General features: G+C 51.1%; 22 protein-coding genes. 15 read left to right on the top strand and 7 right to left on the bottom strand.

Features of this window, described 5'->3' with window-relative positions; translation table 11 throughout:
* Positions 1-8: 8 nt before the first annotated feature.
* Entirely contained in the window at positions 9-1,013 is a 1,005-nt protein-coding gene (gene argC, locus DT73_RS23065) for an N-acetyl-gamma-glutamyl-phosphate reductase (protein ID WP_036115868.1), read from the bottom strand.
* A 191-nt stretch (positions 1,014-1,204) separates the two neighbouring features.
* Between argC and argE the strand changes: the two genes are divergently transcribed.
* The 3 genes from argE to DT73_RS23050 all read left to right on the top strand — a co-directional run bounded on the left by argE (position 1,205) and on the right by DT73_RS23050 (position 6,588).
* Complete coding sequence (argE, locus tag DT73_RS23060; RefSeq protein WP_036115911.1) at positions 1,205-2,356, top strand: acetylornithine deacetylase; 1,152 nt, start codon at positions 1,205-1,207, stop codon at positions 2,354-2,356.
* A gap of 302 nt (positions 2,357-2,658) precedes the next feature.
* A complete protein-coding gene (gene ppc, locus DT73_RS23055; protein WP_036115866.1) occupies positions 2,659-5,310 on the top strand; it encodes a phosphoenolpyruvate carboxylase in 2,652 nt (883 codons plus the stop codon).
* Between the two features lie 177 nt (positions 5,311-5,487).
* Complete coding sequence (locus DT73_RS23050) at positions 5,488-6,588, top strand: glycerol dehydrogenase (RefSeq protein ID WP_036115863.1); 1,101 nt, start codon at positions 5,488-5,490, stop codon at positions 6,586-6,588.
* A gap of 67 nt (positions 6,589-6,655) precedes the next feature.
* Here the strand turns inward: DT73_RS23050 and metF are convergent, their stop codons facing one another.
* From metF to metB, 3 genes are all read right to left on the bottom strand, one after another.
* Complete coding sequence (gene metF, locus DT73_RS23045; protein WP_036115860.1) at positions 6,656-7,546, bottom strand: methylenetetrahydrofolate reductase; 891 nt, start codon at positions 7,544-7,546, stop codon at positions 6,656-6,658.
* 241 nt (positions 7,547-7,787) lie between these two features.
* A complete protein-coding gene (locus DT73_RS23040; RefSeq protein ID WP_036115857.1) occupies positions 7,788-10,220 on the bottom strand; it encodes a bifunctional aspartate kinase/homoserine dehydrogenase II in 2,433 nt (810 codons plus the stop codon).
* Positions 10,221-10,222: 2 nt separating this feature from the next.
* Entirely contained in the window at positions 10,223-11,383 is a 1,161-nt protein-coding gene (metB, locus tag DT73_RS23035) for a cystathionine gamma-synthase (protein WP_036115855.1), read from the bottom strand.
* 294 nt (positions 11,384-11,677) lie between these two features.
* On the opposite strand from metB, the gene metJ reads away from it, so the two are divergent.
* On the top strand, positions 11,678-11,995 hold the full coding sequence (gene metJ, locus DT73_RS23030; RefSeq protein ID WP_036115853.1) for a met regulon transcriptional regulator MetJ: 318 nt from the start codon (positions 11,678-11,680) through the stop codon (positions 11,993-11,995).
* Positions 11,996-12,071: 76 nt separating this feature from the next.
* Here metJ and rpmE read toward each other — a convergent pair whose 3' ends face one another.
* Positions 12,072-12,284 (bottom strand): 50S ribosomal protein L31, encoded by a 213-nt coding sequence (rpmE, locus tag DT73_RS23025; protein WP_036115851.1) that lies wholly within the window; start codon positions 12,282-12,284, stop codon positions 12,072-12,074.
* Between the two features lie 204 nt (positions 12,285-12,488).
* On the opposite strand from rpmE, the gene priA reads away from it, so the two are divergent.
* From priA to rraA, 7 genes are all read left to right on the top strand, one after another.
* Entirely contained in the window at positions 12,489-14,684 is a 2,196-nt protein-coding gene (gene priA / locus DT73_RS23020) for a primosomal protein N' (protein ID WP_036115909.1), read from the top strand.
* 150 nt (positions 14,685-14,834) lie between these two features.
* A complete protein-coding gene (gene cytR, locus DT73_RS23015; protein WP_036115848.1) occupies positions 14,835-15,869 on the top strand; it encodes a DNA-binding transcriptional regulator CytR in 1,035 nt (344 codons plus the stop codon).
* Between the two features lie 87 nt (positions 15,870-15,956).
* Positions 15,957-16,934: a cell division protein FtsN gene (ftsN, locus tag DT73_RS23010; RefSeq protein ID WP_036115844.1), complete on the top strand. Its 978-nt coding sequence runs from the start codon at positions 15,957-15,959 to the stop codon at positions 16,932-16,934.
* Positions 16,935-17,070: 136 nt separating this feature from the next.
* Positions 17,071-17,601 carry an ATP-dependent protease subunit HslV gene (gene hslV / locus DT73_RS23005; protein ID WP_036115842.1) on the top strand — a complete coding sequence of 177 codons (531 nt, stop codon included), beginning with the start codon at positions 17,071-17,073 and terminating at the stop codon, positions 17,599-17,601.
* Positions 17,602-17,610: 9 nt separating this feature from the next.
* A complete protein-coding gene (gene hslU / locus DT73_RS23000; protein WP_036115840.1) occupies positions 17,611-18,942 on the top strand; it encodes an HslU--HslV peptidase ATPase subunit in 1,332 nt (443 codons plus the stop codon).
* 146 nt (positions 18,943-19,088) lie between these two features.
* Positions 19,089-20,018: a 1,4-dihydroxy-2-naphthoate polyprenyltransferase gene (gene menA / locus DT73_RS22995; protein ID WP_036115838.1), complete on the top strand. Its 930-nt coding sequence runs from the start codon at positions 19,089-19,091 to the stop codon at positions 20,016-20,018.
* Positions 20,019-20,153: 135 nt separating this feature from the next.
* Complete coding sequence (gene rraA / locus DT73_RS22990) at positions 20,154-20,639, top strand: ribonuclease E activity regulator RraA (protein ID WP_036115835.1); 486 nt, start codon at positions 20,154-20,156, stop codon at positions 20,637-20,639.
* 53 nt (positions 20,640-20,692) lie between these two features.
* Here rraA and zapB read toward each other — a convergent pair whose 3' ends face one another.
* Complete coding sequence (zapB, locus tag DT73_RS22985; protein ID WP_110027361.1) at positions 20,693-20,938, bottom strand: septal ring assembly protein ZapB; 246 nt, start codon at positions 20,936-20,938, stop codon at positions 20,693-20,695.
* Between the two features lie 440 nt (positions 20,939-21,378).
* Here zapB and DT73_RS22980 point away from each other — a divergent pair, with 440 nt between their 5' ends.
* The 4 genes from DT73_RS22980 (at position 21,379) to fpr (ending at position 25,757) form a co-directional block, all read left to right on the top strand.
* A complete protein-coding gene (locus tag DT73_RS22980) occupies positions 21,379-22,230 on the top strand; it encodes an MIP/aquaporin family protein (protein WP_036115832.1) in 852 nt (283 codons plus the stop codon).
* Positions 22,231-22,252: 22 nt separating this feature from the next.
* Complete coding sequence (gene glpK, locus DT73_RS22975) at positions 22,253-23,767, top strand: glycerol kinase GlpK (protein WP_036115827.1); 1,515 nt, start codon at positions 22,253-22,255, stop codon at positions 23,765-23,767.
* Positions 23,768-23,906: 139 nt separating this feature from the next.
* On the top strand, positions 23,907-24,917 hold the full coding sequence (glpX, locus tag DT73_RS22970; RefSeq protein ID WP_036115823.1) for a class II fructose-bisphosphatase: 1,011 nt from the start codon (positions 23,907-23,909) through the stop codon (positions 24,915-24,917).
* Between the two features lie 93 nt (positions 24,918-25,010).
* Positions 25,011-25,757 carry a ferredoxin--NADP(+) reductase gene (gene fpr / locus DT73_RS22965; RefSeq protein WP_036115821.1) on the top strand — a complete coding sequence of 249 codons (747 nt, stop codon included), beginning with the start codon at positions 25,011-25,013 and terminating at the stop codon, positions 25,755-25,757.
* Here fpr and DT73_RS22960 read toward each other — a convergent pair whose 3' ends face one another.
* Positions 25,758-26,177 (bottom strand): DUF805 domain-containing protein, encoded by a 420-nt coding sequence (locus DT73_RS22960; protein WP_036115819.1) that lies wholly within the window; start codon positions 26,175-26,177, stop codon positions 25,758-25,760.
* Positions 26,178-26,217: the final 40 nt, after the last annotated feature.

The raw sequence follows: 26,217 nt of genomic DNA, 5'->3' as shown, positions 1-26,217 counted from the left end.
TGATTGCTTTAAATAAGAGCCTGAGTCTCTGTAAAACCGAACCGAATATTTGCGCACTGCATCGCCTGAGCAGCTGCGCCTTTGAGCAGGTTATCTTCCGTGGCGACAACAATCAGATGCTGCCCCTGTACGGCAAAACCGATATCACAGAATGGTAAACCAACAACATTCTTCAGTGCAGGCATACCTTTTTCATAAAGACGAACCAACGGCTTATCACCATAAGCCTGTTGGTACACCGCCGCAATTTGCTGCTGAGTGACTCCATCCTGCAAACGGCAGGTGATGGTTTCCAGAATGCCGCGTGGGAAGTTCCCCAGATGCGGGGTGAAAATAATATCAGCGCCAAGATGCGATGCGATTTCAGGCTGGTGCCGGTGGGTGAACACACCGTACGGCTGCAGGCTGACTTCGCAGAAACTGTTAGACAGTGACGCTTTACGCCCGGCACCGCTCACACCACTGGTAGCATTGATAACCGGCCACTGAGTGAGATCCAGCAGGCCATTATCAATCAACGGTTTCAGCGCCAGTTGTGCGGCTGTTGGGTAACAACCCGGAACAGCAATTAAATCAGCCTGCTTAATTTTGTCTGCCTGCCATTCGGCAAGGCCATAAACGGCGCTGTCGAGCAAATCTGGGTGCTGGTGAGTAAAACCGTAATACTGGGTATAGAACTCAGCATTATTAACCCGGTATGCACCGGATAAATCAAACACGACACAACCCGCAGCAAGAAACTGCGGAGCCAGGTCATGGCTGACTTCGTGGGCAGTGGCAAGGAAAACGACATCAACACCCTGTGTAAATTCGCTAATATCAGACATAGGCTGAAGCGGCAAATCCACAATCCCTTTCAGTTGAGGGTGAAGACTTGAAAGTAATTTTCCTGCATCTGAACTTTGCGCAGACACTGTCAATGCGGTTATGTTCATATGAGGATGGCGATTCACATAGGAAGCAAGCTCTGCGCCGGTATAACCGCTGGCACCTACAATCAGCGTATTCAACATTGGGGTTGTATACCTTCTTTCCGTCATTTTTAACCTGGCTTCGGACTCTGCCGGAACCGCGTATTACTGGTTTACTCTTTGCCCTGTAACAGCAGAGCAAGAAAAGATTCATTTTTGAGCAATGTTAATGTATTTTTATTCATTAATTTTGCATGATTATCTATACTATTGTGACCCAGGACATGTCAACAGTGAAGATGAAATTACCGCCTTTTATCGAGATATATCGAGCGTTGATAGCAACGCCATCTATCAGTGCAACCGAAAGTTCACTGGATCAAAGTAATGCTTCTTTAATCAATTTGCTTGCAGGCTGGTTTGGCGACCTCGGGTTCCAGGTTGAAGTCCAGCCAGTCCCTGGTACACGTAATAAGTTTAATATGCTTGCCCGTATCGGCCAGGGTGCTGGCGGGTTGCTGCTTGCCGGGCATACCGACACCGTGCCATTTGACGACGGGCGCTGGACTCGCGACCCGTTTTCATTAACTGAACACGACAATAAACTTTACGGGCTGGGTACGGCAGATATGAAAGGCTTCTTTGCCTTCATTCTTGATGCACTGCGTGATATCGATGTCACCCGCCTGACCAAACCGCTCTACATTTTGGCGACCGCCGATGAAGAGACCTCCATGGCCGGTGCTCGCTATTTTGCAGAAAATACACAAATCCGCCCGGATTGCGCCATCATTGGCGAGCCTACCTCATTGCAACCAGTGCGTGCACACAAAGGCCATATGTCCAGCGCCATCCGGATCACCGGGCAATCAGGGCATTCCAGCGATCCCGCCCGGGGCATTAACGCCATTGAACTGATGCACGATGCAATTGGCCATATCATGGCGTTGCGTGACGACCTGAAATCCCGCTTCCACCATGATGCGTTCACCATTCCATATCCAACACTTAACCTGGGCCATATTCACGGCGGTGATGCATCCAACCGTATTTGTGCCTGCTGTGAATTGCATATGGATATTCGCCCGTTACCTGGCATGACACTGGATGATTTAAATGGCTTGCTGCAAGAGGCCTTATCTCCCGTCAGCAACCTGTGGCCTGGCCGTCTGGATATTTCCGAACTACATCCGCCAATTCCCGGTTACGAATGCCCGGTGAACCATGAACTGGTCGCAGTGGTGGAAAAACTGCTCAACACACCAACAGAAGTCGTTAACTACTGTACCGAAGCGCCGTTTATTCAAACTTTGTGCCCTACTCTGGTGCTCGGCCCTGGCTCCATTAACCAGGCGCATCAACCGGACGAATACCTGGAAACCCGGTTTATCAAACCCACACAAGAACTGATAACCCAGGTTATTCATCACTTTTGTTGGCATTAAATCAGTGGTAAGACCAATTCACTCTTTTGTATCAGGCAAAGGAGTGAATTAGTAATATTTAACATTTTCGCGCGAAAATAATCGGTATTTCCGCGTGAAAGTGCTGGAAACCAGTGTAATTCCATAAGAATTACTTATCGGGAGCCAGCAATATTAAATTTCATAAATTCACCAAATTTACGTGTTTGCTGAAGCGATTTCGCAGCAATTGACGAATGGAAACTAACGTGGCTTTATAAAAGGCGGTGTTTAACCCGCCAGGGTGAAAATCAATTGCATTTAGATGGGGTGTCTGGGGTCATATGAACGAACAATATTCCGCTTTGCGAAGTAATGTCAGTATGCTCGGCAAATTGCTCGGGGATACCATCAAGGATGTTTTGGGAGAACACATTCTTGATCGTGTAGAAACAATCCGTAAATTGTCGAAGTCTTCCCGCGCTGGCAACGACGCAAATCGGCAGGAGTTACTGAATACTTTACAGAACCTGTCTAAAGATGAACTACTTCCAGTAGCACGCGCCTTTAGTCAGTTTCTGAACCTTGCCAACACAGCAGAACAATTTCACAGCATTTCAGCCAATGGTGAATCAGCGAATAGCCCTGAAATTATTGCAAAAACAATTAAAAAGCTAAAAGCACAACCCAATTTAACTGAAGCTGCGATAAAAGAATCATTAGAATCTCTGTCACTAGAATTAGTGTTAACCGCGCACCCGACAGAAATTACTCGCCGGACACTTATTCATAAAATGGTGGAAGTGAATAATTGTCTTAAACAACTGGATCACAGCGATATTCCGGAATATGAACGTAATCAGATAATGCGCCGTCTGCGCCAGCTGATTGCCCAGTCATGGCATACCGATGAAATTCGTAAACACCGCCCGTCCCCGGTTGATGAAGCTAAATGGGGCTTTGCTGTTGTTGAAAACAGCTTGTGGGATGGCGTGCCTGGCTATTTGCGTGAACTGAATGAACAGTTGGAAGAGCATCTTAACTACAAGTTACCTGTTGATTTCGTTCCGGTACGCTTCACTTCGTGGATGGGTGGCGACCGCGATGGCAACCCAAACGTTACCGCCGACATTACTCGCCATGTTTTATTGCTCAGCCGCTGGAAGGCTACTGACCTGTTCCTGAAAGATATACAGGTACTTATCTCTGAGCTTTCAATGGCAGATGCCACACCTGAACTGCTTAAACTGGCCGGTGATGAACATAGCGAAGAACCTTATCGCCATATCCTTAAAGGGTTACGCAGCCAGTTAATGGCTACACAGACCTGGCTGGAAGCCCGGCTGAAAGGCCAGAAATTGCCGCGCCCACAAGGCTTGCTGACGCAAAACGAACAATTGTGGGATCCGTTGTATGCCTGCTACCAGTCACTGCACGCTTGTGGCATGGGTATTATTGCTAATGGTGAGTTGCTGGACACGCTGCGCCGCATCAAATGCTTCGGTGTACCGCTGGTTCGTATCGATATTCGTCAGGAAAGTACCCGCCATTCAGATGCAATGGGTGAAATCACTCGTTATCTGGGCCTTGGCGACTATGAAAGCTGGTCAGAAGCAGACAAACAGGCATTCTTAATTCGCGAACTGAATTCCAAACGCCCGTTGCTGCCTCGCCAGTGGCAGCCAAGCGAAGACACGCGCGAAGTGCTGGAAACCTGCAAAGTCATTGCCGAAGCGCCGCGTGGTTCTATCGCTGCTTACGTTATTTCCATGGCGAAAACGCCGTCTGATGTCCTGGCCGTACATTTACTGTTGAAAGAAGCGGGTATCGAATTTGCACTGCCAGTCGCACCGCTGTTTGAAACACTGGATGACCTGAATAATGCCAACGATGTGATGACTCAGTTACTGAACATTGACTGGTATCGTGGGTTTATTCAGGGCAAACAAATGGTGATGATCGGCTATTCCGATTCAGCCAAAGATGCCGGTGTTATGGCCGCTTCATGGGCACAATATCAGGCACAGGATGCGTTGATTAAAACCTGTGAAAAAGCAGGCATTGCATTAACACTGTTCCATGGCCGTGGCGGTTCAATTGGCCGTGGTGGCGCACCAGCTCACGCGGCTTTGCTGTCTCAACCGCCAGGCAGCCTGAAAGGTGGCCTGCGTGTTACCGAACAGGGCGAAATGATTCGCTTCAAATATGGTGTGCCTGAAGTCACTATCAGCAGCCTGTCGCTCTATACCGGGGCAATTCTGGAAGCCAACCTGTTGCCGCCGCCGGAACCGAAAGCCAACTGGCGCAACATTATGGACGAGCTGTCCGTGCTTTCCTGCAATATGTACCGGGGTTATGTGCGCGAGAACAAAGACTTTGTTCCGTATTTCCGCTCCGCGACACCTGAGCTGGAACTGGGGAAATTGCCACTGGGTTCACGCCCGGCAAAACGCCGCCCGAACGGTGGTGTGGAATCCCTGCGCGCAATTCCGTGGATTTTTGCCTGGACACAAAACCGTTTAATGCTGCCGGCATGGTTAGGCGCGGGCGCTGCACTACAGAAAATTGTGGATGACGGGAAACAGGACCAGTTAGAAAGCATGTGCCGCGACTGGCCATTCTTCTCCACACGCCTTGGCATGCTGGAGATGGTGTTTGCAAAAGCCGACTTGTGGCTGGCCGAGTACTACGACCAGCGTCTGGTGAAACCAGAACTCTGGCCTCTGGGCCAGGAGCTGCGCAAGCAACTGGAAGCGGATATCAAGCTGGTGCTGGCTATCGCCAATGATTCCCATCTGATGGCTGATTTGCCATGGATTGCGGAATCTATCACTCTGCGTAATATCTACACTGACCCACTGAATGTTCTGCAGGCTGAGCTATTGCACCGCTCACGTCAGGCCGATGCCGAGGGCAGTGAACCTGACCCGCGTATCGAGCAGGCACTGATGGTAACAATTGCCGGGGTTGCCGCCGGGATGCGTAACACAGGCTAACTGTTTGAATACATAGCCGCTCAGCTTTGTACTGGCGGGTAAAACAAAAACCCGGGAGCATGCTTCCGGGTTTTTTATTCCTGCAATTTACCGCCTTCAGCGCAATATTTCCCTGTTTCTGCCGCAGTAAACTGCTCATTAGCGCACTCCCATCGCACTTATCGTTGGAGGTTTATCATGGACAGCATTACGGCATCACCCGGTAAATATATTCAGGGCCAGCATATTCTCAGCCGCGCCGGGCAATACCTGAAACCACTTGGGCAGCACTTTCTAGTGCTCGCAGACAGCTTTGTCGCCGATCTGGTGGAAGAGAAGCTGCGCCGTACCTGTGAAGAGCATCAAATTGATGTGGAATTCGCACTCTTTGGTGGCGAGTGTTCACAATCCGAAATTGACCAACTATGCATACTGGCACAAAGAGCAGATTGCGATGCAATTCTGGGCATTGGTGGCGGGAAAACGCTTGATACAGCAAAGGCTGTGGCTTGCCTGATGAAAAGCCCCATGGTCATTGCGCCAACAGTGGCATCCAGTGACGCCCCTTGCAGTGCGCTGTCTGTTATCTACTGTGAGGATGGTTCTCTCGACCGTTACCTGCCATTACCACATAACCCGGATCTGGTGCTGGCAGACAGTGCAATTATTGCCGGAGCTCCACCACGGTTACTGGCTGCAGGCATTGGAGATGCCTTGTCCACCTGGTTTGAAGCCCGCGCTTGTGCAAAAAGCGGTTCGGTGACCAGTGCCGGAGGCTTGCCTGGCAGAGCCGCTCTGGCACTGGCTGAACTGTGTTACCACACGCTCCTTGAATCGGGTGTTACTGCTGTCTCAGATGCACAACAACACAACGTCACCACAGCGCTGGAACGCGTTATTGAAGCCAATATTTACCTGAGTGGTATTGGGTTTGAGAGTGGTGGTCTGGCAGCGGCACATGCTGTGCATAACGGGCTAACAACCCTGCCGGATACGCAAAAAACGCTGCATGGCGAAAAAGTCGCGTTTGGTACACGGGTGCAGTTGATACTCGAAGATGCGCCACAGGAAGAACAGGCAGCGGTACTGAACCTGTGTCGCAACGTAGGTTTGCCCGTCACCTTAAGTGAATTAGGTATTACACAAGGGGTTGAGGAAAAAGCCCGCCAGGTTGCACAGGCCAGTTGCCAGCCAGACAACCCAATGCACAATATGCCAGGCAAGATAACACCACAACAGGTGTTCGACGCCATTTTACTGGCAGATGAACTGGGCCGTATGCAGCCCGCATCATCATAACTTCGGCGCTTTCGCAGGCCAGGGGGCTTATGCGCCACCTGGCATGACATCAGTACAAATTAGATAATTAGATCGCCGGGCGTACACCCAGAGTGTGGCAAATGGCATAACTCATTTCAGCACGGTTCAGTGTGTAGAAGTGGAAATCTTTCACCCCTTCCCGGCTTAAAATTTTCACCATATCCATAGCAATGCTGGCGCCCACCAGCTTACGGGTTTCCGGGTCATCATCCAGCCCGTCGAACATTGTCGCCATCCATTGTGGGACACGCACATTCGTCATTGTGGCGAATTTCTGCAGTTGCTTGTAGTTACTGACAGGTAAAATGCCCGGCACAATTTCAACATCAATGCCGGCAGCCGCGCAGCGGTCGCGAAAACGCAGGTAATTTTCCACATCGAAGAAAAATTGGGTAATAGCCCGGTTAGCGCCTGCATCAATTTTCCGTTTCAGGTTAATTAAATCTGCCTGAGCACTCTTCGCTTCCGGATGCACTTCCGGATAAGCGGCAACAGAAATATCAAAATCCGCAACGTCTTTCAGTAACGCTACCAGGTCAGCTGCGTACATATCCGGTTTCCCGCTACCCGGCGGAAGATCACCACGCAGCGCGACAATTTGGCGAATCCCGTTATCCCAGTAATCCTGAGCAATGGATTTGAGTTCGTCGCGAGTGGCATCAATGCAGGTTAAATGTGGTGCAGCCACCAGCCCGGTGCGCTCTTTAATATCTTTAATAATGCTGTGAGTACGGTCGCGCTCACCAGAGTTAGCACCGTAAGTAACAGAGACAAATTTAGGGCGCAGGCTGCTCAGCCGGTCGATAGAGTTCCAGAGCGTTTGCTCCATTTCACTGGTTCGTGGCGGAAAAAACTCAAACGAGACATTAATGTGCCCCTGAACCTCAGCCAGGCTCTGATTCAAAGCATCTCGCTGGTTGGCGTGAAAGAAACTCATACCTTACCTCATCACTCTTATCGCTGTTCTGTTATTTATTTACATCTATACGTTTAGACGTCCAGATGTAAAAATGAAGGAAAAGCCTCGCCTCGTCAACTGAAAAATTCTTGTGTGGCAGGAATAATTATCAGCCAACGTGAAAAAATTTCATGGATAAGTGATGATTTTTATACGCAGAAGGTGATGGCATACCGCCTTCAGGCCATCAGGCCCGAATAGCGGTATGAAATAGCAGGATTTAAAGCAGTTTTGCCAGGCGATTGATATCAGACTGAATAGCGCCGGCAGTAACATCCCGCCCGGCACCCGGCCCGCGAATAACCAGGGGGTTATCCCGATACCAGCGGCTTTCAATGGCAAACACGTTGTCACAGGGCAGCAAGGAAGCTAACGGATGCTCCTGGCGTACCGCTTCCACACCAACCCGGGCTTTACCATTGGCATCAAAACGCGCGACATAGCGCAATACCAGCCCCATCTCCTGCGCAGCTTCCAGCCGTTGCAACATTTGCTCATTCAGTGCGTCGCCATTTTCGAAGAAATAGTCAACAGAACCAGATTCACAACCAACCGGAACCAGTGATTCTACCCGCACCTGTTCAGGTTCGATGTCGTACCCGGCCTCACGGGCCAAAATCACCAATTTGCGCATGACATCCTGCCCGGAGAGATCTACCCGCGGATCAGGTTCAGTCAGCCCCTGCTGCCAGGCCTGATCCACCAGATCGGTGAAAGGCACTGTGCCGTCAAATTGCAAAAACAACCAGGAAAGTGTTCCGGAGAAAATCCCACTGATCGCAAGGATCGAGTCACCACTGTCTCGCAAGTCGCGCACCGTATGGTTTACGGGTAAACCCGCCCCCACAGTTGCGTTGTATAACCAGTGGCGACCTGTTTTCGCAAACGCATCGCGAATCAGGCGGAATTTATCGCTGGAACTGGCTCCTGCCAGTTTATTCGCACTAATGACATGGAAACCGTGGCTGGCAAAATCCAGATACTGATCAGCCAGTTGTTCACTGGCAGTTACATCCAGCACCACCAGGTCATCGTACGGGTGAGCTCGCATCCACAGGAACAGCGCTTCTTCATCCAGCTCTACCGCTTCATCATTGAAGAAAGCCAGTGCCCGGCTGGCATCGAGCCCATCATAGCTCAACAAACTACGGCGGCTGTCCACCACCCCGGCCAGAATAAATTCAAACCCTGTCCGGGCGGATAATGATTCCTGCTCACGGGCAAATAATTCCAGCCAGCGAGAACCAATATTGCCTTTTCCAAACAGTACCAGACCAATACGCTTCTCGGCGCGGAACAAAGACTGGTGCAGCCCCTGAATCAGGTGTTCAGTTGGCCCGCTACGGAGTACCGCAACCAGGCTGATACCTTCATCGGATTGCCAAATAAACTCGACCGGCTGGTCTTTTAGCTGCTGCCAGAAACGATGGCTGTGCAGAGGATTGCGGCACACACCCGCCCCTACCATTGCAACCAAAGCCAGCCCTTCACGCAGCACCAGTTCACCTTGTGGTGCAATATCCTGTAATTGCTGCCAGGCACTGTTCACTACTTCCGAGGTATAGCACAATTGCAACAGATGGCGGTCAGGATGCACGCCAATAGCAAGAGGGCGAAGTTGAGCGCGTTTCAGCACCGTATCCACCTCTTTTTGCGCCTGGCGGAAATCTTGTTCCGGTGCCAACTGGAGCTCAATCAAACATACGTCGTCGTGACTGGTCACAATACGTGCCCCAGTCCCGGAGGCTAATACGCGTTCAATACGCGTTGAGCCTTGCTCTGGGTTATAGCTACAACGCAACTGCAGGTCGATATCGCTGCCGGATACAGGCTGAAGGGTACGGGTATGCAGCACTGGAGCGGCAAGGCGAGCCAGTTCACTGGCTTCATCCAGGCGCAATAACGGCAGCAGGCAGGCATCACTCACCTTACGCGGATCTGCGCTATAAACACCAGCCACATCACTCCAGATAGTGACGCGGGAAACCCCTGCCAGCGCACCAATTTGCGTCGCAGAATAGTCAGAGCCATTGCGGCCCAGCAACACCGTTTCTCCGGCGTTGTTACGGCAAATAAAGCCGGTTACCACAATACGCTTGCCAGGATGCTGGACCAGGAGTTGTTGTAACAACGGATAAGACAGGCCTTCATTCACCTGAGGCTGTGCCGCACGTTCTGCCCGCATAAAATCGCGGGCGTCCAGCCAGGCTGCTTCCATCCCTTGCAACCTGAGGACCTCAGACATCAACCGGGCTGACCAAACTTCACCATGCCCGACAACTTCGGCATAAATGGCATCAGTGATTGTGCTGTCCAGTAATACAGCCAGGCGCTCCAGGTCATGAACAAAATCGGCAATCAGCCCATCAGCAATCTCAGCAGGCAATAACCCACTAATCAGTTCGGTCTGATAGCGGCGCAGCGCTTGCTGCACCTGGTGAGCAGAGAGCCGGTCAGTCTGGCTCAGTTTCAGCCAGCTAATCAGTTGGTTGGTTGTGCTGCCAGCGGCAGATACCACCACTAAATCGCCTGGGCAGGAATACTCTTCCAAAATTGTGGCCACCCGCAAGTAGCACTTCACATCGGCAAGACTGCTCCCGCCAAACTTATGTAACTGGCGGCCTGCGCCCCCTGCTGGTGCAGTAACACTCATACTTACCCCTCAGATGCAGCCCGGAATCCATTTTCCAGGTCAGCAATTAGATCGTCACCATCTTCTATTCCGGTTGAGATACGTAGCAACGTCTCAGAAATACCGGCAGCCGCACGCGCTTCTGCTGACATTCCGGCATGGGTCATCGTCGCGGCATGGGAAATTAAGCTTTCAACCCCACCCAAAGATTCCGCCAGTGTAAAGAGAGAGAGCCCTTTGAGGAAGCGGCGTAATGTTTGTTCGTCACCATCCAGTTCAAAACTGAGCATCGCACCAAACCCTTTTTGCTGGCGTACAGCAATATCATGCCCTGGGTTTTCAGGAAGTGATGGGTGATAAAGACGCTTAACCAGGGGCTGTTTTTTCAGATAGTCCACAATGGCAAGTGCATTGCGTTGAGCGAGTTCAACTCGCGGAGCCAGGGTACGAATCCCACGTAGCAGCAAATAGCTGTCAAAAGCGCTTCCTGTTACCCCGATATTGTTTGCCCACCAGGCAAGCTCTGTCGCCATATCGGCATCTTTGGCAATCACGGCGCCCGCTACAACATCAGAATGCCCGTTAAGGTATTTGGTGCAGGAATGAACCACCAGGTCCGCGCCCAAAGCCAGCGGGTTTTGCAACGCCGGGCTCAGGAAAGTGTTATCAACAACAGTGATTGCACCGGCAGCTTTTGCCGCCTGGCAAATTTTTGCGATGTCCACGACACGCAGTAAAGGGTTGCTCGGGCTTTCTATCAGCACCAGTTTGGGATTTTGTGCCAGAGCCGATTCCAGTGCCGCTTCATCATTCTGGTCAACAAACTGTACACGGTAGCAACCACGTTTCGCCATGCTGTCAAATAACCGGTAGCTGCCGCCATAACAATCATGGGGCGCAACTAACAGGTCGCCGGGGTTCAGGAAAATAGCCGTCAACAAATGAATGGCAGACATGCCCGTATTCGTCATAACTGCACCGGCACCACCTTCCAGTTCAGCCAGTGTACGCTGGACAACATCGCGCGTTGGGTTGCCACGGCGAGAATAGTCATGCTCGCGTGGTGAATTGAAATCAGTGAAGTTATAAGTCGTGGAGAGATGAATCGGCGGCACAACACAACCGTACTGTTCATCATTGTTTAATCCGCTACGTACAGCAATTGTGGCTTGTTTGCGTGTCATGGTGAGTATCCCTGGCTGACACCTGAACCGGCAGGCGCGTAATACAGTAATCAGAAGACAGCCAACAGAGTAAACAGAGTTAACATAGACGTCAATACATCTGGACATCTAAACTTCTTTGCGTATAGATTGAGCAGAGCGCCAATAACCGTTAAACTTATACGCTTAAGATCCGCAACACAGCAACGCTGTCTAAAAATGTGCGAATCTGTGTACGGTAAAAATTTACTTTAATGGTCAGTTCCCGCAAGGGGTTGGGCCTTTTTTAATGACTGAGAGGACTAAAGGTATCTCATGGCTGAATGGAGCGGCGAATATATCAGCCCATACGCTGAGCACGGTAAGAAGAGTGAACAAGTAAAGAAAATTACGGTTTCCATTCCTCTGAAAGTGTTAAAGATCCTCACTGACGAACGTACTCGTCGCCAGGTAAATAACCTGCGCCACGCAACGAACAGTGAATTGCTGTGTGAAGCATTTCTCCACGCATTTACCGGGCAGCCGTTACCAGACGACGATGACCTGCGTAAAGAGCGAAGTGATGAAATTCCGGAACATGCAAAAGTAATTATGCGTGAGCTGGGAATAGACCCGGATACGTGGGAATATTAATCCGGTGCAGCGTTATCATCAGATAACAGATGCAAAAAAGGCGCCTCTCGGCGCCTTTTTTGTGGCAAGCAAAATCTTACTTGCTGCCCGGAATGCTGAAACGTTTGTTGAAACGTTCAACACGACCGCCGGTATCAACAACACGTTGTTTACCAGTGAAGAACGGGTGGCATTTACCACATACGTCCAGGTTCAGGTCGTGACCCACGGTAGAATGGGTTTTGATGACGTTACCGCAAGAACAAGTTGCAGTAATTTCTACATAATTCGGGTGAATATCTTTTTTCATGGAAAACCTCAGGTCTAAGGCCGCGTCGCTCTTCCAGCCCTAACGCCAGACACCACGCGAAGTTGATAGTAATGTTTTTGAGTGCGAAATTGCACATCAAAGGCGGCGAATCATACAGAAATTAACCAGGGTATGCAAACTGATCCGCACACAACCGCAGCCACAGTGTACACTAGGCTGCCTTTTTTTGCTTTGGAAGCGCTGATGCCCGTTGCCCACGTTGCTTTGCCCGTTCCGCTAAACCGCACTTTTGACTATGCCGTACCTGAAAATATGGTGCTGGTAGCAGGCTGCCGTGTCACCGTGCCTTTCGGAACGCAAAAACGCACAGGTATTGTGGTCAGTATTGATGACTTCAGCGAACTCCCTCTGGCAGACCTGAAAACTGTGCAAGAAGCACTGGACAGCGCACCGCTTTACTCAGCATCTTTATGGCGTTTACTCCAGTGGGCCGCTAACTACTACCACCACCCGATTGGTGAAGTGCTGTTCCACGCCTTACCCATTCCATTACGCCAGGGTAAACCTGCTCTGTTGTCGCCGCAAAGTTACTGGTTTGCTACCGAACAAGGCATGGCAACGGACCTGAATGGGTTAAAACGTGCGCCAAAGCAACAGCAAGCGCTGGCGGCTCTTCGCCAGGGCCCGGTGCTGCGCCAACAAACGACAGAACTTGACCTGAACGATTCCGCTCTCCAGTCATTGCGCCGTAAAGGGCTGTGTGACATTCGCCAGGAAGAGCCAGCAAGTTCGCCATGGCAAAACACATTCACACTTGCTCAGGAACGCCTGCGGTTGAATACCGAGCAGGCAATGGCGGTTGGGGCAATTCACGGTGACGATGACCATTTTACTGCCTGGCTACTGGCGGGTATAACCGGCTCCGGGAAGACAGAAGTCTACCTGAGCGTGCTGGAAAACGTGTTGGCACGAGGCAAACAGGCGCTGGTACTGGTGCCAGAGATTGGGCTTACACCACAAACCATCGCCCGTTTTCGCGAACGATTTAATGCTCCGGTAGATGTGCTGCATTCAGGGCTGAATGACAGTGAGCGGTTAGCCACGTGGATCAAAGCCAGCCGGGGTGACTCCGCGATTGTGATTGGTACGCGTTCAGCGTTGTTTACCCCATTTCGCAACCTGGGCGTTATCGTTATTGATGAAGAGCATGACAGCTCCTATAAGCAACAGGAAGGTTGGCGTTACCACGCCCGTGATCTTGCCGTGTGGCGTGCCCACAGTGAAGACATTCCCATTGTGCTTGGGTCTGCCACGCCTTCGCTGGAAACACTGTATAACGTCCAGCAACGCAAATATCGCCAACTTAAACTGACCCGGCGGGCAGGAAATGCTCGCCCGGCAATGCAACACGTTCTGGATCTGAAAGGCCAGTCACTTCAGGCTGGTTTATCTCCGGCACTGATTAACCGCATGCGCCAGCACCTTGAAGCGGATAACCAGGTGATTTTATTCCTGAACCGGCGCGGATATGCACCGGCTTTGCTGTGCCATGATTGTGGCTGGATTGCTGAATGCCAGCGGTGTGATCACTATTACACCGTTCATCAACGTCAGCGGCACCTGCGCTGCCACCATTGCGACAGCCAGCGGCCGATTCCTCACCAATGCCCGGGGTGTGGTTCAACCCACCTGGTACCCGTCGGCACGGGCACAGAACAACTGGAAGAAAGCCTTGCTCCGTTTTTTCCTTCAGTGCCCATTTCCCGCATTGACCGCGACACCACCAGCCGTAAAGGCGCACTGGAAAAACACCTTGAGGCGGTTCACCGTGGAGGGAAGAGGATCCTGATTGGTACCCAAATGCTGGCTAAAGGGCACCACTTTCCCGATGTCACCCTGGTCGCCTTGCTTGATGTCGATGGTGCATTATTTTCAGCTGATTTCCGCGCCGCAGAACGCTTCGCTCAACTGTACACTCAGGTATCAGGGCGAGCCGGGCGGGCGGGCAAACAAGGCGAAGTTATTTTACAAACTCACCATCCCGACCACCCCTTACTACAAATTTTGCTCGCAAAAGGTTATGACGCATTTGCCAGCCAGGCGCTGGCTGAGCGGCAAAAAGTCATGTTGCCCCCCTGGAGCAGCCATGTGCTTATTCGCGCTGAAGACCACAACAACCAGCATGCTCCGGTCTTCTTACAGCAATTGCGCAACCTGCTTCAGGCAAGCCCGGCGGCAGACCAACAACTGTGGTTGCTCGGCCCGGTTCCGGCTCTGCAACCCAAACGTGGTGGTCGATTCCGTTGGCAGCTCTTGCTGCAACACCCTTCACGCGCCCGTCTTCAACAAGTATTGGCAACTGCACTGGTTCTGGTTAACACCCTGCCCGGGGCGAAAAAAGTAAAATGGATGCTGGACGTCGATCCGATTGAAGGCTAATTCGCCAGAAGAATGCGAGGATGCTCCGAAAAACGACACAGATCACACTTCAAATGAAAGAGTTGTAACAACTTGCTGCGATTATCTGATAAAAATGTGAACAGCATCAGATAAAATGCATCATTTGCGGTTTCGGACGAGGAGAGCACGTTGAAGGCGAACAAAAAAGTCGTGGCGCCCACGATGAAAGATGTGGCAGAAAAAGCAGAAGTGTCCACAGCAACAGTCTCTCGCGCATTAATGAACCCCGAGAAAGTTTCACAGGCAACACGCACTCGGGTTGAACAGGCCGCTATTGAGCTGGGTTATCTGCCACATGCTCTGAACCGCAGCGCCAAACGCAACGACTCCCGCACCCTGCTGGTCATTGTGCCGGATATTTGCGATCCCTTTTTCAGTGAAATTCTGCGCGGTATCGAAACCACTGCGGCACAGCATGGCTACCTGGTGTTAATTGGCGACTGCGCCCACCAAAACCAGCAAGAAAAAAACTTTATTGACCTCATCATCAGTAAACAAATCGATGGCATGCTACTGCTCGGCTCCCAACTGCCTTTCGATGCCAGCCGCGAAGAGCAACGCAACCTGCCGCCAATGGTGATGGCGAACGAATTCGCACCTGAGCTGGAACTACCAACAGTTCACATCGACAACCTGACTGCGGCTTTTAATGCTGTCGCCTGGTTGTTACAGCAAGGTCATACTCATATTGCCTGTATTGCCGGCCCCGAAGAGATGCCGCTCTCACACTACCGCTTGCAAGGGTATATTCAGGCCCTGAGGCGCAATGGCATCACGGTAGACTCAAACTATATTGTACGCGGCGATTTTAGCTATGAAGCCGGGGCGAGTGCGCTTGAGCAATTGCAACGCCTGCCTGTTCCGCCCACCGCCATATTTTGCCACAGTGATGTCATGGCGCTGGGTGCGCTTTCATGGGCAAAACGCCACGGCCTGCGCGTACCACAGGACCTGTCTATTATGGGTTTCGACGATATTGCATTATCACGCTTTTGCGACCCGCCACTCACCACCATGGCGCAGCCCCGCTTCAAGATTGGCGAGGAAGCGATGCTGCTGCTTCTGGAACAGTTGAATGGGAACACCATCAGCCCGGGCTCCCGTTTGCTTGACTGCGATCTGGTCATCAGGGAATCGACTGGTCCGGCAAAAACAGGGATTTAACGCTTTCGGAATCCTTAATCTGGTCAAACTCCCGCCCCTTAAGTAACATGGCGGACTGATAAATACGATATTCACAGCGAAACGATAGTGGCACAACGAGATTACGTACGTCGTGGGCAATCGACGCCGGCACGGCGGAAAAAAGGAAATTCCCGCAAAAAGCAGGCTCAGGGGTCTGCACTCTCTCCAGTGATGGTTGCCGTTGCGGCTGCTGTTCTGGTGGCTTTTGTTGGCGGGCTTTACTTTATTACCCATCATAAAAAAGAAGAAAGTGAGGCGCGAAGCGGGCAAAGCATTCCTGGCAATGGTCTGCCGCCGAAGCCCGAAGAGCGGTGGCGCTATATTAAAGAGTTGGAAAATCGCCAGCCAGGCATCCGCACGCCTACAGAACCCTCTTCAGGAGGGGAAATCAAGAATGCTGACCAGCTAACCAATGAGCAACGCCAGTTACTGGAGCAAATGCAGGCAGATATGCGCCAGCAGCCCACACAACTGAGTGAAGTGCCCTGGAATGAACAAACGCCAGAACAACGCCAGCAAACATTGCAGCGTCAACGCCAGGCCGCCGCGGCACAACAACAGGCACAGCCTTCGGGTGCGTCATCCCGCGCGGCGGCGACTCAGTCTCAGCCTTCAACAACGCGTAATACACAAACTTATTCGCACTCTTCCCCTGTGCGGGCACCCACATCAGCCTCACCTTATGAAGACCTGATGCAAACGCCTGCGCATACATCCCAAAGGGAACAGACGCGGAGTACCACTGCAACCCGAACCGAACAGCCTGCGCCTGTCACACAGGTACAGGAGCCGGCCAAAACTGCAGAGAAAAAAGATGAGCGTCGCTGGATGATACAATGTGGCTCATTCCGCGGGTCAGACCAGGCCGAAACTGTGCGTGCGCAGTTAGCATTTGAAGGTTTTTCTTCACATATTACCGTGAATAATGGCTGGAACCGGGTAGTCATTGGCCCGTTGAAAGGGAAAGAGAATGCTGACTCCACTATCAGCCGGTTGAAGATTTCCGGCCACACAAACTGCATCCGTATCGCATCCGGGGGTTGAAACCCCCAATTTTCCCCCCATCTATAATTTCATTCTCTTCCGGGCATTTTTTGGTGAGCTGTAGTACTGGCAGCAAATAGTACAGGCAAACCCGGCCCGGAATACCCTCATTCAGCTATCCACAAGGGGTCTGCTCGTGACAACAATAGTAAGTGTACGCCGCAACGGCCATGTAGTAATCGGTGGCGATGGTCAGGCCACGCTGGGCAATACCGTAATGAAAGGTAACGTCAAAAAAGTACGTCGCCTCTACAATGACAAAGTCATTGCGGGTTTTGCTGGCGGAACAGCAGATGCCTTTACCTTGTTTGAACTGTTCGAACGCAAACTGGAAATGCACCAGGGTCACCTGGTCAAAGCCGCGGTTGAACTGGCCAAAGACTGGCGTACTGACCGTATGCTGCGCCGCCTGGAAGCGCTACTGGCTGTAGCGGATGAAAATGCCTCACTCATCATTAGTGGCAATGGCGACGTTATCCAGCCCGAAAATGACCTGATTGCGATTGGTTCTGGTGGCCCTTATGCCCAGGCCGCTGCTCGTGCATTACTGGAAAACACAGAGTTAGGCGCACGCGATATTGTCGAAAAAGCGTTGGGTATTGCAGGTGATATCTGTATTTACACCAACAGTTTCCAGACCATTGAAGAATTACCGTCAAAAGTTTAAGGACTGCCCATGTCTGAAATGACCCCACGCGAAATTGTCAGCGAACTCGACAAACACATTATTGGTCAGGACGCAGCAAAACGTTCTGTCGCTATTGCGCTGCGTAACCGCTGGCGCCGTATGCAGCTTGATGAAGAGTTGCGCCATGAAGTGACACCAAAAAATATCCTGATGATCGGGCCAACAGGTGTAGGTAAAACTGAAATAGCCCGCCGCCTGGCAAAACTGGCTAATGCGCCGTTCATCAAAGTGGAAGCAACCAAATTCACCGAAGTGGGCTATGTTGGTAAAGAAGTGGATTCTATTATCCGGGATTTAACCGATTCTGCCATTAAAATGGTTCGTATGCAGTCCATTGAAAAAAACCGTTATCGTGCAGAAGAAATGGCAGAAGAACGGGTTCTGGATGCGTTGATCCCACCGGCAAAAAATAACTGGGGCCAGTCTGAAGCTCCCCAGGAACCCTCTGCTGCGCGCCAGGCGTTTCGCAAGAAACTGCGTGAAGGCCAACTGGACGATAAAGAAATAGAAATCAACCTTGCGGCCGCGCCTATGGGTGTTGAAATCATGGCTCCTCCAGGTATGGAAGAAATGACCAGCCAGCTTCAGTCCATGTTCCAGAATCTGGGTGGGCAGAAACAAAAGCCGCGTAAGCTGAAAATCAAAGATGCGATGAAGCTCCTGGTGGAAGAAGAAGCCGCAAAACTGGTGAATCCGGAAGAACTGAAGCAGGACGCAATTGATGCCGTTGAGCAGCATGGCATCGTGTTTATCGATGAGATCGATAAGATTTGTAAGCGTGGTAATGCTTCTGGCCCGGATGTGTCGCGCGAAGGCGTACAACGCGATTTGCTGCCTCTGGTTGAAGGTTGTACGGTATCCACGAAGCATGGGATGGTGAAAACAGACCATATTCTGTTTATTGCTTCTGGTGCATTCCAGGTTGCCAGCCCGTCAGACCTTATTCCAGAACTGCAAGGCCGCTTGCCTATTCGCGTAGAGTTGCAGGCACTGACCACTGAGGATTTTGAGCGGATCCTGACAGAACCGAACGCGTCCGTCACTGTACAGTACAAAGCGCTGATGGCAACCGAAGGGGTTGATATTGCCTTCACTGACGACGGTATTCGCCGCATTGCTCAGGCTGCATGGCAGGTCAATGAAACCACTGAAAACATTGGTGCCCGCCGTTTGCACACTGTGCTGGAACGCCTGATGGAAGATATTTCGTTTGATGCCAGCGAGATTGGTGGTGAAACCATCACTATTGATGCCGCCTATGTCAGCAAGCACCTTGATGAACTGGTGGCAGACGAAGACCTGAGCCGGTTTATTCTGTAATCACCAGGCACCCGCGGGTATCACGACACCAATGGGTAACACTCTTTCAGGTTAGGCCATGTACCGTGTACAATTCGGTTCCGAGCCTAATCCTGTTCATTTCAATGGGGGCATCGCGCCCCCATTTTTATTGTTGGCGATAAAACATGACTGATGCCCAACCTGTGAGTGTTGCCCGCGCGTGGTTTGAAAGCCTGCGTCCTCGTACACTGCCCCTGGCGTTTATTTCTATTGTTGTGGGGAGCGTTCTGGCCTGGTGGCAACATACTTTTGATCCGCTTGTTGCGGCGCTGGCTTTGTTAACCGCCGGGTTATTACAAATTCTTTCAAATTTAGCCAATGATTATGGCGATGCACTTAAAGGCAGTGATAAGCCAGGCCGTATAGGGCCATTGCGGGGTATGCAAAAAGGCCTGATCAGTGTGCCTCAAATGAAAGTTGCCCTAATTATCACCGTTACACTAACCTGCCTGTCTGGCCTGGCCCTGGTGCTGGTCGCCTGCCATACCCTGTCTGACTTGTTTGGTTTTCTCTTGCTGGGCGTGCTGGCTATTATCGCCGCGATTACCTATACCGTTGGCAATAAACCTTATGGTTACATGGGCCTTGGTGACATATCAGTACTGATTTTCTTTGGCTGGCTGAGTGTTGTGGGAGCCTGGTATTTACAAACTCACCAACTGGCAGTTTCTATCTTCATTCCTGCGACTGCAACCGGGTTGTTAGCAACAGCGGTACTGAATATCAATAACCTGCGAGATTTAGACAGCGACAGGGAGAATGGTAAAAACACGCTCGCTGTGCGCCTTGGGCCGTATAACGCCCGCCGTTACCATGTCATGTTGCTTATCGGTGCTCTGTTATGCTTTGCCTTGTTTAATTTATTTTGGCTGAAGCAAGTATGGGGATGGTTGTTTGTGCTCTCGGCTCCATTACTGCTGCGCCAGTGCCGTTATATTCTGCGGGAAACCAACCCGGTAGCAATACGCCCAATGCTTGAAAAAACAGTGAAAGCAGCCTTGCTGACCAATATCTTGTTCATTGCAGGCATCATCATCAGCCAATGGGGCGGATAACTGACCCACATCAACGCATCCTGCGGTTTTTTAAGGACAATACGCAACAGGCTGAAAATTACTCATTACAGCAGGACATCGCCAGACATTAAGCGATATACTGAAAACTACCAGCGGCAACTAAGTGTTAATCCTATGAAATACGATACTTCAGAGTTGTGCGATATCTACCACGAAGATGTTAATGTCGTCGAACCGTTGTTTTCTAACTTCGGTGGGCGTCACTCCTTTGGTGGACAGGTCATCACAGTAAAATGTTTCGAGGACAACGGGTTGCTGTATGAGCTGCTCGAAGAAAATGGCCGTGGGCGTATCCTGGTTGTGGATGGCGGTGGCTCAGTACGTCGTGCACTGCTCGACGCCGATCTGGCTCGCCTGGCTATGCAAAACGAATGGGAAGGCATTGTTATATACGGTGCTGTACGCCAGGTGGATGATCTGGAAGAAATGGATATTGGTATTCAGGCTATTGCCGCGATTCCTGTGGGTGCCGCGGGAGAAGGTACCGGCGAGAGTGATATCCGGGTCAACTTTGGTGGTGTAACGTTCTTTTCAGGCGACCACCTCTACGCAGATAACACTGGCATTATTCTTTCTGAAGAACCTCTGGATATCGAATAGGCGTACTATTGGGCGCAGACATCACTGCGCCCAAAAGGCCTCGCCTGGGGAAATTAAACCTCTTCCATTTTTCCCAACAGTGCCTGTAAACGCTCTTGCCAGACACCCTGCTGCTCTTTCAGTTGGTTATTTTCCTGCTCCAGCGCTCCGCGGTTTTCCTGTGCAAGCTGTACTTCCTGCGCCAGGTTGTTGTTCTTTTCTTTCAGCTCTTCGATTTCCATCTGCAACAGCGTGATGGTATCAATAGCCTGTTGTACTTTGGCTTCCAGTTTTTCAAACACTTCAAATGACATTGTCATACCTCTCCTGAATTACAAAGGCGCTGATGGATGACTATCCTGTCCCGCTTCGGCGACGCCTTAATGATATACGTTACATCACGCAAGACTTCGATTGTAAGAAGCCTGACAGCCCCTGTCCAGCGAGATACCGGGCTGTTTGCGGATTGCAACACTTTTCAGCATTTGCTGAACCTCACACGCCACTGTTCAGCCCAATTGTTAATATATCCGTTAAAAAAATGAGGTATTTCTTATCACGCCCGATAATTATCCAGCTCAACAGTCTGGTCTGCGCAGCGCGAAAACGCTCATTTTCTTGACGACGCACACAAAAATCACTTTCGATATTTCTCGTTTTTGCTCGTTAACGATAAATTAACAGTATGTCTACACGACATGGCGGGTTATTGGCTTACCCGTACAAACAATAATCATTAATTTACCTTCAGGACCCGATTATGAGTCAAACTTCAACCTTAAAAGGTCAGTGCATCGCCGAATTTATTGGTACCGGGTTGTTGATTTTCTTCGGTGTTGGCTGTGTTGCCGCTTTAGTTGTCGCAGGCGCAACATTTGGCCAGTGGGAAATCAGTATCATCTGGGGTTTGGGGGTGGCTATGGCCATCTATCTGACAGCAGGTGTATCCGGCGCACACCTCAACCCGGCAGTCACTCTTGCATTGTGGCTGTTTGCGAACTTCGAAGGGCGAAAAGTTGTGCCCTTTATCTGCTCACAGTTTCTCGGTGCCTTCTGCGCCGCAGCTCTGGTTTACGGGCTTTATTACAACCTGTTTATTGATTATGAGCTCACTCACCATATTGTTCGCGGAACACCAGAAAGCCTGCAACTGGCAGGTATTTTCTCTACTTACCCAAATCCCCATATCAACTTCTACCAGGCTTTTGCTGTTGAGATGGTAATTACCGCCATTCTTATGGGCGTCATTATGGCACTGACTGATGATGGTAACGGGATCCCGCGCGGCCCACTCGCACCACTGTTAATTGGCCTGCTCATTGCGGTTATTGGTGCGTCGATGGGGCCATTAACCGGATTTGCAATGAACCCGGCACGTGACCTTGGCCCAAAAACATTCGCCTGGCTGGCTGGCTGGGGAGACATCGCGTTCACTGGCGGGCGTAACATTCCTTACTTCCTGGTTCCGGCTTTTGGCCCTGTGGCTGGCGCCATTCTGGGAGCATTTGGCTACCAGAAATTAATCGCCCACCATTTACCTGGTAAAAAACCTGTTGTAGAAACATCAAATTCATCATCGCCTGCGGTGGCGCAACAAAAAGCCTCGCTGTAATTCGACTTAAGGACACACATTTATGACCACAGAGAAAAAATACATCGTCGCACTGGACCAGGGCACCACCAGTTCCCGGGCCGTGGTAATGGATCACGATGCAAACATCGTCAGTGTCTCCCAACGCGAGTTTCAGCAAATCTACCCCAAAGCGGGTTGGGTTGAACACGACCCAATGGAGATCTGGGCATCACAAAGTTCCACTCTGGTGGAAGTGCTTGCCAAAGCAGACATTCGTTCAGACCAGGTAGCCGCGATCGGGATTACCAACCAGCGCGAAACGGCTATTGTCTGGGAACGCGAAACCGGCAAACCTATTTACAATGCTATTGTCTGGCAGTGCCGCCGTACCGCTGAAATTTGCGAACAACTTAAGCGCGATGGCATGGAAGAATATGTGCGCCACACGACAGGCCTGGTCATCGACCCCTATTTCTCCGGCACCAAAGTGAAATGGATCCTCGACCACGTTGAAGGCTCGCGGGAACGCGCCCGTCGTGGGGAGTTATTATTCGGTACCGTTGATACCTGGCTTATCTGGAAGATGACTCAGGGCCGGGTGCATGTCACCGATTATACCAACGCCTCCCGTACCATGCTGTTCAACATCCACACGCTGGAATGGGACGACCGCATGCTGGAAGCACTGGATATTCCTCGGGAAATGTTGCCGCAAGTACGTAAATCCTCTGAAGTCTATGGCCAAACCAACATTGGGGGGAAAGGCGGGACACGTATTCCTATTGCCGGGATTGCAGGTGACCAGCAGGCTGCCTTGTTTGGGCAGTTGTGTGTAAAAGAAGGGATGGCGAAAAACACCTATGGCACTGGCTGCTTTATGCTGATGAACACAGGCAAGCAGGCCGTCACCTCCAGCCATGGGTTGCTCACCACCATTGCCTGCGGACCAACTGGCGAAGTGAATTACGCGCTGGAAGGGGCGGTCTTTATGGGTGGGGCATCAATTCAGTGGTTGCGGGATGAAATGAAACTCATCAGCGATGCAACGGACTCTGAATACTTTGCCACTAAAGTCAAAGACACCAACGGCGTTTATGTTGTACCAGCATTTACCGGGCTCGGCGCCCCTTACTGGGACCCTTATGCACGTGGTGCAATCTTCGGTTTGACTCGCGGTGTCAATGCCAACCACATCATTCGTGCCACCCTGGAATCTATTGCTTACCAGACACGCGACGTACTTGAAGCCATGCAGGCCGATGCCGGTGTACGGCTCCACGCTCTGCGGGTTGATGGTGGGGCTGTCGCCAACAACTTCCTGATGCAATTCCAGTCGGATATTTTGGGTACCCCAGTTGAGCGCCCTGAGGTCCGGGAAGTCACAGCGCTGGGTGCCGCATACCTGGCGGGCCTGGCGGTGGGCTACTGGCAAAATCTGGATGAGCTGAAAGAAAAAGCGGTTATTGAGAAAGAATTCCGCCCGGGTATTGAAACTACCGAACGGAATTACCGCTATGCAGGCTGGAAAAAAGCGGTTAAACGCGCTCTCGCCTGGGAAGAGCATGAAGAGATGTAACTGACTGATAAAATATTTAAAAGCCACATCTGATGTGGCTTTTTCATTTTAATCATCCCCCTGCAAAGCAAAGGGGTTTTACCCCCCTCTTTCCCCACTGTGCTACACTCCGTCGCAATTCTTCCGTTGTGGATTTGCTATGAAACGAGAACTTGCTATCGAATTTTCCCGTGTAACTGAAGCTGCAGCACTTGCTGGCTATAAGTGGCTTGGGCGGGGAGATAAAAATGCCGCAGACGGCGCGGCGGTGAATGCCATGCGCATCATGCTCAATCAGGTCGATATTGACGGGCAAATTGTTATTGGCGAAGGGGAAATTGATGAAGCCCCTATGCTGTATATCGGTGAAAAAGTGGGGACCGGCAAAGGCGACGCAGTGGATATAGCGGTTGACCCCATTGAAGGCACCAGAATGACTGCGATGGGCCAGGCCAATGCACTGGCTGTACTGGCAGTTGGCGATAAAGACTGTTTTCTGAATGCACCCGATATGTATATGGAAAAACTGATAGTGGGCCCGGATGCCAAAGGTGCTATCGACCTCAACCTGCCACTCAGCGAAAACCTGCGCAATATCGCTTATGCAATGGCAAAACCATTGAGTGAACTCACCGTCACTATCCTGGCAAAACCCCGCCATGAGAAAGCCATTGAGGAAATGCAAAAGCTGGGCGTGCGCGTTTTCGCCATTCCTGATGGTGATGTGGCAGCCTCTATTCTGACATGCATGCCGGATAGCGAAGTTGATGTCCTGTATGGTATTGGCGGTGCACCAGAAGGTGTGGTGTCTGCAGCTGTCATTCGTGCTCTGGATGGTGATATGCAGGGCCGGTTAGTCGCCCGCCATCATGTGAAAGGCGATACCCCTGAAAACCGCTCACTGGGCGAAAAAGAATTACAACGTTGCCAGGAAATGGGCATTGAAGCTGGCAAAGTGCTGGCACTCAGCGAAATGGCCAAAAGTGATAACGTGATTTTCTCGGCAACCGGCATTACCAAAGGTGACTTACTCGATGGTATTTCCCGTAAAGGAAATATGGCGACGACAGAAACCCTGCTGATTCGTGGTAAATCACGCACAATTCGCCGTATCCAGTCCATTCACTACCTCGATCGCAAAGATTCGGGTGTACAGGTGTATATTGTGTAACCGTTTGTCTTCTTGAGCTTTCCAGCCCTTTTGGGCTGGAAATGTTACGCAGACCTGGCGAAGATTAATTAAACATCATCACAGGAGTGCATTATGGCTGACTGGGTTACCGGCAACGTTATCAACATCAATCACTGGACAGAGACACTGTTCAGCCTGACACTCAACGCCCCTGTCGCTCCTTTCACCGCCGGGCAATTTGCCAAACTAAGCCTGGAAATTGACGGTGAGCGCGTCCAGCGAGCGTATTCTTATGTCAATGCACCAGCTAACCCAAATCTTGAGTTTTATCTGGTGACCGTTCCGGGCGGTAAACTAAGCCCACACCTGAGCGCCCTGAAACCTGGCGACCCGGTACAAGTTACCGCATCCGCTGCGGGCTTTTTTGTGCTGGATGAAGTTCCTGATTGCCAGACGCTCTGGATGCTGGCAACAGGTACGGCTGTCGGGCCCTATTTATCTATACTGCAGCAAGGTGATGACCTCGAACGCTTTGAACATATCGTCCTGGTTCATGCCGTACGCCATGCCGCTGACTTAAGTTACCTGCCATTAATGCTCTCGCTCCAGCAACAACTGGGCGACAAACTGCGCATTCAAACCGTAGTCAGCCGGGAGGCCACCACGGGGGCACTCACCGGGCGGATACCTGCATTGATAGAAAGTGGCGCATTAGAAGCTGCGACAGGGCTGGCTCTGGACCCCACCACCAGCCATGTGATGTTGTGTGGCAACCCGGACATGGTTAGAGACACACAGGCACTGCTTAAAGAAACCCGTGGTATGGCAAAACACTTGCGCCGCCGCCCGGGGCACATGACGGCGGAACATTATTGGTAATTAACGGTATTTAACTTCCTGCGTTGTTTTACCGTATTTATTTTCTCCCTGGGTGCCTAAAAACGCGCCCAGGTCGAGGAGCATCATTACCATAATCAGAGTGGGTATAAAGCGCCCGACGGCCCAAACCCAAATGCCGCCCAGCACACTCCAGTTCCCCGCCAGCAACATCCAGGCAAGAATCATTAAAAACGCCCAGGCTCCCGATTTGCCACGGTCATGCAACCGCTTCACTACAACGGCTGAAGTCGGCCACAGCAGGCAAACCAGAATAAATGCCGCGGTTTGTGTGTTGAGCATTTGATTACCGGCAAGTGTAAACAGCAGCGACATAGCCACTGCCCACGCAACAATCCAGACCCAGAAATCACGGCGGCCAATACGCCCCCGAAAAGAAAACAACCAAAGCTGTATGGTCATAAATGTGCCCTGCTTATCATAATGCGGATAGTTTACCCTG

It is taken from the genome of Mangrovibacter sp. MFB070 (genome assembly GCF_000705335.1).
GTDB lineage: Bacteria > Pseudomonadota > Gammaproteobacteria > Enterobacterales > Enterobacteriaceae > Mangrovibacter > Mangrovibacter plantisponsor.
The sequence above is the reverse complement of the archived record's forward strand: the minus strand, read 5'-3'. Positions and strand labels throughout refer to the sequence as shown.

What these genes read in the sequence shown, in the direction of transcription:
- ppc (WP_036115866.1), top strand. Translation starts at nt 2,659, where the DNA reads ATGAACGAACAATATTCCGCTTTGCGAAGTAATGTCAGTATGCTCGGC.
- glpK (WP_036115827.1), top strand. Translation starts at nt 22,253, where the DNA reads ATGACCACAGAGAAAAAATACATCGTCGCACTGGACCAGGGCACCACC.
- hslU (WP_036115840.1), top strand. Translation starts at nt 17,611, where the DNA reads ATGTCTGAAATGACCCCACGCGAAATTGTCAGCGAACTCGACAAACAC.
- metB (WP_036115855.1), bottom strand. Translation starts at nt 11,383, where the DNA reads ATGACACGCAAACAAGCCACAATTGCTGTACGTAGCGGATTAAACAAT.
- menA (WP_036115838.1), top strand. Translation starts at nt 19,089, where the DNA reads ATGACTGATGCCCAACCTGTGAGTGTTGCCCGCGCGTGGTTTGAAAGC.
- DT73_RS22960 (WP_036115819.1), bottom strand. Translation starts at nt 26,177, where the DNA reads ATGACCATACAGCTTTGGTTGTTTTCTTTTCGGGGGCGTATTGGCCGC.
- rraA (WP_036115835.1), top strand. Translation starts at nt 20,154, where the DNA reads ATGAAATACGATACTTCAGAGTTGTGCGATATCTACCACGAAGATGTT.
- zapB (WP_110027361.1), bottom strand. Translation starts at nt 20,938, where the DNA reads ATGACAATGTCATTTGAAGTGTTTGAAAAACTGGAAGCCAAAGTACAA.
- DT73_RS23050 (WP_036115863.1), top strand. Translation starts at nt 5,488, where the DNA reads ATGGACAGCATTACGGCATCACCCGGTAAATATATTCAGGGCCAGCAT.
- rpmE (WP_036115851.1), bottom strand. Translation starts at nt 12,284, where the DNA reads ATGAAAAAAGATATTCACCCGAATTATGTAGAAATTACTGCAACTTGT.
- fpr (WP_036115821.1), top strand. Translation starts at nt 25,011, where the DNA reads ATGGCTGACTGGGTTACCGGCAACGTTATCAACATCAATCACTGGACA.
- metF (WP_036115860.1), bottom strand. Translation starts at nt 7,546, where the DNA reads ATGAGTTTCTTTCACGCCAACCAGCGAGATGCTTTGAATCAGAGCCTG.
- priA (WP_036115909.1), top strand. Translation starts at nt 12,489, where the DNA reads ATGCCCGTTGCCCACGTTGCTTTGCCCGTTCCGCTAAACCGCACTTTT.
- DT73_RS22980 (WP_036115832.1), top strand. Translation starts at nt 21,379, where the DNA reads ATGAGTCAAACTTCAACCTTAAAAGGTCAGTGCATCGCCGAATTTATT.
- argC (WP_036115868.1), bottom strand. Translation starts at nt 1,013, where the DNA reads ATGTTGAATACGCTGATTGTAGGTGCCAGCGGTTATACCGGCGCAGAG.
- DT73_RS23040 (WP_036115857.1), bottom strand. Translation starts at nt 10,220, where the DNA reads ATGAGTGTTACTGCACCAGCAGGGGGCGCAGGCCGCCAGTTACATAAG.
- metJ (WP_036115853.1), top strand. Translation starts at nt 11,678, where the DNA reads ATGGCTGAATGGAGCGGCGAATATATCAGCCCATACGCTGAGCACGGT.
- glpX (WP_036115823.1), top strand. Translation starts at nt 23,907, where the DNA reads ATGAAACGAGAACTTGCTATCGAATTTTCCCGTGTAACTGAAGCTGCA.